The organism is uncultured Chitinophaga sp. (genome assembly GCF_937874145.1).
Classification (GTDB): domain Bacteria; phylum Bacteroidota; class Bacteroidia; order Chitinophagales; family Chitinophagaceae; genus Chitinophaga.
On record NZ_CALNBI010000124.1, the window covers coordinates 1 to 10,704 of the forward strand.

Annotated in this window: 12 protein-coding genes; 8 read left to right on the forward strand and 4 right to left on the reverse strand. The window is 50.7% G+C overall.

From position 1 onward, the window contains the following. The first annotated feature begins 26 nt into the window (after nucleotides 1-26). Both Q0510_RS05635 and Q0510_RS05640 read left to right on the forward strand, forming a co-directional pair. Complete coding sequence (locus Q0510_RS05635) at nucleotides 27-620, forward strand: NAD(P)H-dependent oxidoreductase (RefSeq protein WP_298709031.1); 594 nt, start codon at nucleotides 27-29, stop codon at nucleotides 618-620. Nucleotides 621-635: 15 nt separating this feature from the next. Next, nucleotides 636-1,112, forward strand: coding sequence for a DUF4405 domain-containing protein (locus tag Q0510_RS05640; protein ID WP_298709033.1), 477 nt, complete (start codon nucleotides 636-638; stop codon nucleotides 1,110-1,112). Between the two features lie 45 nt (nucleotides 1,113-1,157). On the opposite strand, the gene Q0510_RS05645 is transcribed toward Q0510_RS05640, so the two are convergent. Next, nucleotides 1,158-3,773, reverse strand: a complete 2,616-nt coding sequence (locus Q0510_RS05645) for a cation-transporting P-type ATPase (protein WP_298709035.1) — start codon at nucleotides 3,771-3,773, stop codon at nucleotides 1,158-1,160. A gap of 70 nt (nucleotides 3,774-3,843) precedes the next feature. On the opposite strand from Q0510_RS05645, the gene Q0510_RS05650 reads away from it, so the two are divergent. Beyond that, nucleotides 3,844-4,902: an AI-2E family transporter gene (locus tag Q0510_RS05650; protein ID WP_298709037.1), complete on the forward strand. Its 1,059-nt coding sequence runs from the start codon at nucleotides 3,844-3,846 to the stop codon at nucleotides 4,900-4,902. Nucleotides 4,903-5,006: 104 nt separating this feature from the next. Further along, nucleotides 5,007-5,441 (forward strand): Hsp20/alpha crystallin family protein, encoded by a 435-nt coding sequence (locus Q0510_RS05655; RefSeq protein WP_298709039.1) that lies wholly within the window; start codon nucleotides 5,007-5,009, stop codon nucleotides 5,439-5,441. Nucleotides 5,442-5,488: 47 nt separating this feature from the next. Here Q0510_RS05655 and Q0510_RS05660 read toward each other — a convergent pair whose 3' ends face one another. Next, nucleotides 5,489-6,328, reverse strand: coding sequence for an ATP cone domain-containing protein (locus Q0510_RS05660; protein WP_298709041.1), 840 nt, complete (start codon nucleotides 6,326-6,328; stop codon nucleotides 5,489-5,491). 570 nt (nucleotides 6,329-6,898) lie between these two features. On the opposite strand from Q0510_RS05660, the gene Q0510_RS05665 reads away from it, so the two are divergent. From Q0510_RS05665 to Q0510_RS05680, 4 genes are read left to right on the forward strand one after another with little or no spacing between them, the layout of a single operon-like run. Continuing rightward, entirely contained in the window at nucleotides 6,899-7,729 is an 831-nt protein-coding gene (locus tag Q0510_RS05665; RefSeq protein WP_298709043.1) for a universal stress protein, read from the forward strand. Between the two features lie 10 nt (nucleotides 7,730-7,739). Beyond that, nucleotides 7,740-8,276 carry a flavodoxin domain-containing protein gene (locus tag Q0510_RS05670; RefSeq protein ID WP_298709045.1) on the forward strand — a complete coding sequence of 179 codons (537 nt, stop codon included), beginning with the start codon at nucleotides 7,740-7,742 and terminating at the stop codon, nucleotides 8,274-8,276. Then, nucleotides 8,273-8,674, forward strand: a complete 402-nt coding sequence (locus Q0510_RS05675) for a hypothetical protein (protein WP_298709047.1) — start codon at nucleotides 8,273-8,275, stop codon at nucleotides 8,672-8,674. The genes Q0510_RS05670 and Q0510_RS05675 overlap by 4 nt, the downstream gene beginning before the upstream one ends. After that, nucleotides 8,671-9,273, forward strand: a complete 603-nt coding sequence (locus Q0510_RS05680) for a hypothetical protein (RefSeq protein ID WP_298709049.1) — start codon at nucleotides 8,671-8,673, stop codon at nucleotides 9,271-9,273. Before Q0510_RS05675 ends, Q0510_RS05680 begins: the two co-directional genes overlap by 4 nt. Before the next feature lie 16 nt (nucleotides 9,274-9,289). On the opposite strand, the gene Q0510_RS05685 is transcribed toward Q0510_RS05680, so the two are convergent. Beyond that, nucleotides 9,290-10,129 (reverse strand): universal stress protein, encoded by an 840-nt coding sequence (locus tag Q0510_RS05685; protein WP_298709051.1) that lies wholly within the window; start codon nucleotides 10,127-10,129, stop codon nucleotides 9,290-9,292. 127 nt (nucleotides 10,130-10,256) lie between these two features. Then, nucleotides 10,257-10,704 (reverse strand): LOG family protein (locus tag Q0510_RS05690; protein WP_298709053.1); only part of this gene is annotated, 448 nt, incomplete at its 5' end.

Below are 10,704 nucleotides of genomic sequence, written 5' to 3' on the forward strand. Positions count from 1 at the left end.
AATTTTGTACTGTACAAATAGTATGAATGATGAGGGTAGTAATCGTCTTTAGCCATCCTTACGAAGGAAGCTACGGAAACGCAATTTTGCGTTCCGTATCAAAAGGGCTGCAAAAAGCAAATCACGAAACCGATCTTATCCATCTTGATAATGACGGCTTTGATCCCGTCATGTCGAGGGAAGACTTACAAGCATTTGTAGCACGTAAGCCGGTTGACCCCAAAGTGATAGATTATCAAAATCGCCTGAAACGAGCAGACCACCTGATTTTTATATTTCCTGTCTGGTGGGATGCCATGCCCGCTATAATCAAAGGATTCGTAGATCGCGTGCTGAGTCCGGGAGTGGTGTATGACCATCACCCGAGAGGTTTTGGATTGGTTCCGCTTTTAACATCATTAAAAGGTGTTACCATCATCACTACCATGAACAAACCCCACATACTGTATGCCTTACTCACTGGCAATTTAATCCGGAAAGCCATGTTGCGGAGCGTATTTAAAACAATGGGCTATAAAAATCTCAGGTGGATAAACTTTGCATCTGTTAAATCTGTAAGCCAGAAGAAAAGAGAAAGCTGGCTTGCAGGGCTTGAGACGAGGTTTTCAACATTCAATTAAGTATAAATATTTGTCATGAAATTAAGCAGAAATTACGTTACACCTTTCGTGTCTTTGGTGTTTATCGTTGTCGGGTTGTCCGGCTTATTGATGTTCTTCCATTTGTTCGACGGATATACGGAAATCGCGCACGAGTATCTTGGTATTTTCTTCGTTATATGCGCCATCCTTCATATCGTCATCAATTGGAAAGCTTTGAAAATTCATTTTAAGAAAGGGGTTTTCATTCCGGCCGCATCAGCGATTGCCATTACATCGGCACTTTTCGTTGTGTTGCAACAACTTCATCCGAAAGTTGACACCCTGCTCCTGGAAAGAATTACGAAAGCCCCGATCGGGGATGTTTTCACCGCATTGCAGATAGATCACCGTGAAGTGACGAAAAAATTAGCCGCGAAAGGAATTTCCCTCCAGGGGGCAACAACCGTCGAAGACATTTGGATAAAGAATAATGCCAGTCCGGAAGAAATATTCGATTTGATTTTGCAATAAACCGGGAATGCCGGAGGAGGAACTTCAGGCTAACCCGCCCTAGCATCAATCACCTTTTTGAATAGCTCCTCTATACTTCATGAACTTTAATACTTCATACCATGCGACACTGACAAATGCCACCATCAGGCAAACCAACAATTTACCCCATGGCAAGGGCGACAAACCAAATACATCGCGGGCGGCAGGAATCAACAGAATCACCCCAACAAATGTTACGGAAGCGAGGACTACCCAAATCGCGAGATTGTTTCGATAATGCATGGTTTCTGTGATACTTGCTGTAAATGAACGGTTGGCAAAAGTCAGGAAGATGTTCGTAAATAGTAGTGTGGTCAACACTTCCGTCCGGATATCTTCCAGCGGCAATTGCTGGCGCATGCGGATGTAGTATAATGCGAGGATAGCAAATGTCACCGCTAATCCTTGCAAAATGCCCGTCCAGAGCTCACTTTTGCTCAGAATCCCATCTTTGCGGCTACGTGGCTTATTCTCCATGATATTGTGTTCAACAGGCTCCCGTTCGAAGAACAGCGAACAAGTGGGCCCCATGATGAGCTCGAGGAATATCACATGCACGGGAGTGAAAATATTGAAAACCGGCCATCCGAAAATCAATGGTAACGCCGCGATGAGGATGATCGGAATATGAATGGTGATGATATACCGGATGGATTTTTTCAGGTTGACGAATATCTTCCTTCCCTGTCTTACCGCCTCCGTCAGCATTCCGAGGTTATCGTCGGTAATGACCAAATCGGCCGATACCCGCGCCATTTCGGCGCCTTTCTTACCCATTGCAATTCCGATATCAGCGTGTTTTAGCGCGGGCACATCATTCACTCCGTCGCCGATCATCGCTACGATATGGCCTTTCTGCTGCAGGGCTGCTATTACTTTTTGTTTTGCTTCAGGAAACATCCTGGCAAAAATACTGGTATCCTGCACGGTAACGGCCAGCTGTTCCCCGGACATTTCCATCACGTCTGCGCCTGTCAGAGTGCGGCTGGTATGAGGAATCCCTACTTGCCCCGAAATATTCCGCGCGGTTTCTGAATAGTCTCCTGTCAGGAGCTTAACGGATATTCCTGCAGTCTGGAGTTGCGATATCACCCCCGGTACTGACTTCCGGGGTGGATCATACAAACAAAGCATACCTTCAAAATGCCAATTAAAATCATCCTGCGAAGCGGGGAGCTCCCCTTCCGGACAGGCGGCGCTGGCCACGCCAAGGATTCTGTAACCGTTAGCCGCTTCGGCATGCGCGGCGGCAAGAACAGCCGTTTTCATGGTTTCTTCCAGGCGGCAAACCGCGACGATTCGCTCGATAGCGCCTTTCCCAGCCGCAATCCGGTTGCCATTATGGAGGTAGATATGCGTCATCATCGGAGGCCGCCCTCCTAATGCATATTCTGCTACCTGAACCGCGTCGCCCGCCAGCTTATCGGCACCCGCCTGCAGCGCCGCCTCAAGGATCGCTTTTTCCATTGCGTCGAATGGTTCCCGTTCGCTGGCGAACATGGCGTACAGCAAAAGATGCCGCGCATCTGCAGCCTCCGCCACGGACAACAAATCACCTTTCTCACTACGGTATATCACCTTCACACTCATTCGGTTCTCGGTAATCGTACCTGTTTTGTCAAGGCAAACAACATCGACGGCCCCCAGATTTTCGATCACCTGCGGATTGCGGGAAATGATTCCCCATTTACTCAACTGGTAGGCGCCCAGCGCCATAAACGAAGTAAAAGTAACCGGGATCTCCTCCGGAATGGCGGACATGGCCAGGACCAGCGCAAAAAGCAGGCTCTGCAGCACCTCCCCGCTCCTTTGGTAATTGATGAACCAGATCACCAGGAACGCGGAGATACCAAATATGGCTAGTCTTCTCACATATTTGCCCACTTGTTGCTGCAATAAAGTCCGTGACACAGACACTTCCGCTGCCGTTTTCCCCAGCCTGCCCAATTGGGTCTGGCCTCCTATGGCGGTCACAATGGCGTAACACATGCCCGTATTCACGACGGTACCCTGAAAAATGGTATTATTTTCCGAACCCGCTTCTTTCGCCACCGGGAAGGATTCCCCCGTAACAACCGATTCATTCACCGTAAAATCGTTTCCTGATATTACCGTGGCATCGGCCGGCACGAGATTCCCCTCTTCCAGCAAGCATACATCCCCCGGCACAAGATCTTCAGCAGGGATGATTTTCTCCGAGCCGTCCCGGATCACTTTCACTCCTTCACGGGTATATGACTGCAGTTCACTGAGCGCATGTTCACTGCGCGCGTCCTGGAAAACGGAGATGGCCGTCACGATGATGATCGCAGCTACCATCATGAACCCCTCCGAATGTTCGCCGGCTATAAAGTAAATGGAAGTAGCCACGGCCAGCAGGATGAACATGGGCTCCAGGACTATTCCCGCGATAAACCGCAGGAACCGACGGTTGCGGATTTCTACAGTATTCCGGCCATAGCGGAGCTGCAAGCTTTCCGCTTCTGCCTGGCGCAATCCAACGGGGCGTGGCAATTCGGTTACCTGTTCGGGCATATGCGAAATTTTGTTATAAATGTAGCTCATCCCGGCCAATCCGGCGCTGATGGGAGGCATACCCCCGGAGATGATATGGATCATCAGCGTGCCAACGCCGGTCATTTGCCTGCAATTGAAAAATGTGGACATTGTCAATCAGCGCAGGTTGCATTCTTACATTCAAACTCCACACATGCCATCACTGATAACAAGCCGTCAACTTACCAAAACCCTGGAGGTCATATTCTTCGGAGCATTGCTGCTTTACTTCGGGAAGACGTTGTTCATTCCATTTTTCATGGGCTTGCTGATTGCCATGATTATGTATCCGGTTTGCCGGAACCTGGAAAAACACGGCTTTTCACGGGGCCTCTCCGTAACAGGTTGCCTGATGATCGTCATCATGTTGTTTGCAGTACTGGTGGCGCTACTATATTGGCAATTACTCGCGTTCATCGGCGACTGGCCGGTGCTGGCCGGCAAGCTGAACGCTTCCCTGCAGGATCTCCGGCAATGGCTGGCGCTGAATTACCAGATAACCCTGGAGGTGCAGGATAGCTGGTTGCATGATCAGGCGGGCCAGATAACAGGAATTTTAGGACCGTTGCTTACCGGAACTGTCAACGTCACCATCAATACGGTGTTCATCCTGTTTATGGTCCCGATATTCGCCGCGCTATTCCTGTACCACCGGCGGGTATTCGTACAGTTTCTTATCCATGTATCAGGAACTGAAAACGGAGGCAAGCTCGAAGCCATCCTGCAAGAGGTAATCCGGACTTATTTTCAGTATATAAAAGGTATGATAATGGTGTACCTTATCGTGGGAATCCTCAACAGCATCGGCTTACTCGCGCTCGGGATACCGCACGCCATTCTTTTTGGTATGCTCACCGCGATCATGACGATCATTCCCTACTTCGGCATAGTTGTGAGTGCCCTGCTACCGATTTCGGCGGCATGGATGGTCCACGAATCCGCCTGGTACCCGCTTGGCGTGATCGGCATCTTCGCTTTCGTACAATACCTGGAGGCCAATATCATCTTTCCGAAAGTGGTGGCGGCACAGTTGAATGTCAGCACCTGGGCAACGCTGGTGGCGATCCTGGCCGGAGGCATTATCTGGGGCGTGGCCGGCATGATACTTTTCATTCCTTTCGTAGCAATCGCCAAAATCGCGGCCGACCACGTAGAAAACTGGAAATACTGGCGGCTTTTGCTTTCCCGGACACCGTATTCCCGGCGACAATGATATCCATCAGGCAAATGGCGCATTATCATCATTTCCCAATTTTCGGTTGCAGTGTACTTTAGAAGTATTAATATTTCATCTCATCACTTTGTAATTCAAATAACATGAAAACGCTTTCTTTAAAACCCGACACATTGTTCCCGGCATTGTGGGACGATTTCTTTTCCGGCTGGATGGACATGAACGGAAAAAAGAACAAACCGTTCCTGACGGTGCCCGCCGTGAACATCACGGAAGAAAAAGACGCCTTTAAAATCGCCATGGCCGTACCCGGCATGAAGAAAGAGGATTTCCGGATAGATGCGTCCGACGGATTGCTGACCGTCAGCTCTGAAAAGGAATCCAGGGCGGAAGAAATGAAGGACAACTACCGGAAACAGGAGTACAATTACAGCAGCTTCACCCGCTCTTTCGAAGTTCCCGAATCCGTAATTGCCAGCAAAATCGAAGCGAAATATACGGAAGGCATCCTCGAAATCACTTTGCCTAAAAAGGAAGAAACCAAAACGTCTACCAGTGTCAACGTAGCGGTGAAGTAGTCCGTTTTGGCGTTGAAAAAAGCCTTGCCATCACGGCAGGGCTTTTTTCAAGTGGTACGGGCTCCATGATGTTGACGCTGGCTGCAGAGTTTTCCTGCTTCTTCCATTACGCGTGATGCTTTCTCCGCCGAAATGGCTGCCTGGGCAAGTGATTCAGGCTGGTCGAGCAAATCGCTGCATAACACAACATTCGCGCGGAGCAGCCTTGACTTTTCGTAATGACTCAATGTTGTAAGGCAAGTAACCGGGTACAATTGCTGCCGGTCGATGATGTCCTTCAGTCCGTTCCCGGAAGGATAATCCCACGACAGTAATTGCAAACCGGCACAGGCTCCGAATTGCAAAGCATCCCTGGAAAAGCGGGTATTGGTGACCAGCCAGCCTTTCATCCGGCCAATTTCATGCTTTGCGGCAGCGCGGGAAATGTCCTCAAACCTGGCATGTACATATAGTGCAACCTTTACATCACATTTGATACCCGCCTGGTGATACTTACATTCTATAAAATTTTCGGTTGCCTGCAGTGCCGCAGTCACATCTACTTCATGCCTTACACACTTCCCTTCAATGAACTGATTCGTTTGCACAGCATACCCCTGGCGCCGGAATAGCTCTCCCATAAATTGTTCGAACGGGAAACCGGAAGGGCCCAGTTCCAGGATCGCTCTTTTCAGATGGTATCGTGCTGCGGCTGGCCGGGTAATATCTTTCAACATACTGAAGGCAAGATCATAAATCTCCCGCGTGGTGATACCCGGGTAAAGCCTGGACCGGAGGGCAGCCATGATTTCGCCGGCTACGTCCTCCGTTGCGCCGGACCGGGTCAAAGAACGGCGCAATTTCTTTTCAGAAAAGACCACGACTTCACCATCCGCCTTGCGGATCATCGGTGTTACATGCTGTTCTTCCATGGCTTATTCTTTCATTCAAAATACGAAGTTGTCCTGCCCGAGCCACTGATAGCGGCAACCGGCAGGGGTGATCGTCGTCACCGTTTGCGGATAAGGGTCGCATCAGCATCATTCCCGGGCTGTGTTTTCATCATTTACCACCCAATACAGATGCCTTAGTTTCAATTACACATCCACGTATATGGCTACTTTCCTAACCATCCGCCTACTTCTGCCTGCCGGCCTTGTATCGGGCGGGTGCGAATCCGCCGCCCGGAAGTACTGCAGTTGCAACCTTACCCCGTATATGTTCAATATCAATAACTTAAAAAACGCTGTCAAATGAAAAAGGTCGTTATTGCCTTCGATGGCACCAATTACTCCACCGGCGCTGTCGCTTTCGCAGCCGGACTGAATAAACTGTTTTGCGGCCGGCGCCATCACGGACCACGCCTATCCCGTATTTATCGCACACCGTTCCTGAACCGATGACCACAATCATCGGCCGCCCGTCCGCCATCATTCCCCGACCGAAGTGAAATTCCTAACTTGATTAAAACACGCACCATGAAAAAGATTCTCGCAGCCGTTGATGCGCTGCACTTCTCGGAACATGAGCTGAAAAGTTATAAATATATCGCCGACAAAGCCCGTGGCGAGCTGACCATCCTCTTCCTTGAAAATATCGCAGGAGAAGCTGTTCAATATGCCGCGCTGGAATCCGGCGCATTGGATTACCAGGCCATTATCGCAGAAAGCATGGAAGAACGTGAGAAGAAATCAAAAGAAAACAAAAAGCGCCTGCAGGATTATTACCGGGACAACGGGATGGACGTAACCGTCCGCGAGATACCCGGGGTTCCGCTGGCGGAAGCTTTGGAAGAAAGCCGTTTCGCCGATCTGCTCCTGGTACGGAATGATACCACTTTCACTATCCTGACCGATTCCAATCCGCCGCGCTTCGTAAAAGACCTCCTGACGCAGGCGCAATGCCCGGTGATGGTGATCCCGGAAACCGTTCATTATTTCCGGGAGATCCTCTTTTCCTATAACGGCACCTTTTCCTCCACGTTCGCAATCCGTCAGTTCACCCAAATATTCGATTCCCTCAGCGAAGTGCCGGTGAAGGTCATATACATTACGGAAAACGACGAACGGAAAATCCCATCTGGCAAACTCATCAAGGAATACCTCAACCATCACTATGAAGATGTCACTTACCAGTCGCTGGAAGGCAAGCCTGCCGCCGAATTGCTGGCGATGACCCTGCATAGCACGCATGGCGTAATTACGCTGGGTGCATATGGCAGGAGCGCCGCTTCGCGTTTTTTTCATCGCAGCGAAGCCGAAGCCATCCTGCGGACAGCCAACATCCCGGTATTCATAACCCATCCTTAAAACAGCACATATGAAAGGATTGATCATCTACAAGGGCCGGTATGGCGCAACCATGGAATACAGCATTTGGCTGGGAGCCACTTTGAACTTTCCGGTCGTGAAGGCTGATTTCGTGAAGCCGGAACAGCTTACACAGGCTGATTACGTACTGATCGGCACCAGTGTATATATCGGTCGTTTGCAAATCGCGGGCTGGCTGAAAAACCTGGCGCCACTGCTGGAAGGTAAAAAGCTGATCTTCTTAGTTGTAGGCGGCAGCGCACCAGATCATCCTGAGAAGATTCTTGGGTATTACGAACACGACGTCCCGGCTTCGTTGCGTAAGAATGCGGTGTGTTTTCCGCTACCGGGAAGGCTGCATTACAGGCAGCTGTCCCTGAAAGATAAGCTGCTCCTGCGGGCGGGAGCCTGGCTGTCGGCCCGCAAAGGGGAAACCATCTCCCTGGCGGACTACAACATGGTATCACGGGAAAACCTGGCGCCGGTCATCGAAGCTGTCCGGCTCCTCGGCACCTGCGCCTTCACCTCACAAAAATCTTTCACATGAAAGTACTAATCACCGAAGAATTCCTGGTCCGTTCCATACAGGAGGAATTTCATTTCCTGTATCCGCACCTGAAACTGGAATTTTTCCGTCAGCCGCACCATCCTTACGACGGGAGCCCATTGACCGACCGCGTCCATCCCGATACGCCGATCGACGAAATACGGGACATTCATTGCGCTGCCTGGATCGATATGGGCGCGCAAATCACCGCCACGGGCCTGGAGCAACAGTTCGCGCACCTGCTGGGCCTCAGCGCCCAGGTGTTCCGTAAATCTGGTTCGATATGGCTGCAGACAACAGATACAGACGACCGCACGCTTGGCGACCTGGAAGCGGCGGGCCGTTTCCAGGCCCCCGCGGCCAATATCCCCGACATCGATTTAAACGAACAAACATGAATATGACCTTCCTGGTTATCGCCTCGGCGGTAGCCCTCCTATCCTGCTCTTCAACACAACTGACTGCGTACCGGCAAACCAGGGACACGCCACCTGCCGCATACAAGAAAATCCTAGTACTTGGCATGATGCCCGACAGCGCATTGCGGCAGCGGATGGAATCCCATGTTGCCGGCGACCTGACCGACGCGGGGATGACGGCGGTTACGTCTTTCCAGGCGTTTGATGCATTCGAATTCCTGAAAACCGAAGACAAAGTGCCCACCGGGCAGTTTGCGGATAAGGGGATCGACGCGGTGCTGACCATATCGCTGATCAATAAAACCACGGAAGGCGTCTTCCTGCCGGTGAGCCTCTATCAACTGCTTACGGATCAATATGCATCGGAATACTACTGGCTGCTGGCGCCGGAGCTGCGCCGGGAAGAAACCCGCTATGCCTGGGAAAGCAGCCTGTACGAAGTAGCAGACGGTACGCGGAAATTTGCTGTGCAGTCGGTCTCCTTTGCACCGGAATCCCAGGAAAAAATGGCGCACGCATACGGTAAAATGCTGGTGCGCGAACTGCTTCGGCGCAAAGCCATCTCCCGGCCCAAATGAACCGGGAGCTTTACTTTCAAAGGTGGCTGATGAAGATCGGTATGGAAATGAACTTAGCCAGCGGTTCCGCGTGGCTGGATGACAAGAATGTAGACCATCCGTTTCTCCCATAGGCGCCCATTACTACGATCAGCTTTTCCTTTTCCAGCGCGTATTCCATCAATGCGATCCGGCTGTCTATACCCGCGTTGACGAAATTCACTTTTCCATAATTCTCCCGCAACCACTCCGCCATCCGTTGCAATTCGTTTTTGCTGACATTGGCTTCCCCGCCAGCCGTCAGTACGGTCAACTTGCGGTCCGACAATTTAGGGAAGAGTGCACGAAACTGTTTGATAGCGAACACCGCGGAAGGGCTGGCATCATATGCAAAGAGTATCTCCTCGAGCCCGTCGAAACGCTCCGGTGCGAGGATCACCGGGCATTCGGCCTGTGACAAAATATTGCGGGTCATGGACGGCGTGTGAGCGGCGGAAGGAATAGTCAAACCCATTGCGGGGTCAATCAATAATAAGTCGGCATAACGGCACTCTAATAGCGCAGTGGCCGCAACATGATCGCTGATCACTTCGGCGTGGCCGTTGATTCCTGCATCTTCACAGGCACTGCGGAATATGGTAAGATTCCTGTCCAGGCATTCCTGCTTCAGTTCCGCTAATGGCAATTGATGATCAAGGGCTATGCCGCTGCATACGATCTCTTCCCGAAGCGCCATTTCCGAGCCGGCATCGTGTGAAGCAGGTTCTACGAATAACCCGGCAAGTGGCGATTTCAACAAATTGCAAACAAACCCCGCGAATTCCAGCGGATGCCGGTCAACTTTATAGCCGTCGGCCAAATAGAGGATCTTTTTCATGGTAACGCATTTTATCAAAAGTTAGCTGCTTTGCGGCCACCCCGCAATGATGCCCGTCAAGGGAAACATGATCCACATAAGATAAAGTTCCGCCGGAAATCATTACCGCCGGGTGGCTTTACCATGGCTATTCGCCCAGGAAAATAAATTTCTTAAAAATCCTGTTACGTTTTGCGCGATATTTCGATAACGCGGTTTGCTGCAGGTGATCCAGCGCTTCACGTATATCGTCGGTAACCAGGAAAAGCTTCAGGTCCGCCTCCACGATCATGCGTTCTTCCAGCATGCGTTTCAACATGGTATTTATTGGTTCCCAATAATTACTGCCGAATAGCACGACGGGAAAGTCGAGGACCTTCCTGGTCTGGATGAGTGTGAGGGCTTCGAATAGTTCATCGAGTGTGCCGATGCCGCCAGGCATGATGACGTAGCCATAAGAGTATTTAAACATCAGCACTTTCCGGACAAAGAAGAATCCGGAAGTAAAGTATTTATTCAAATAGGGATTTGGCTTTTGCTCCATCGGCAACTGGATATTGCAGCCCAGGGCGATGCCGCCATTTTCCCTGGCGCCC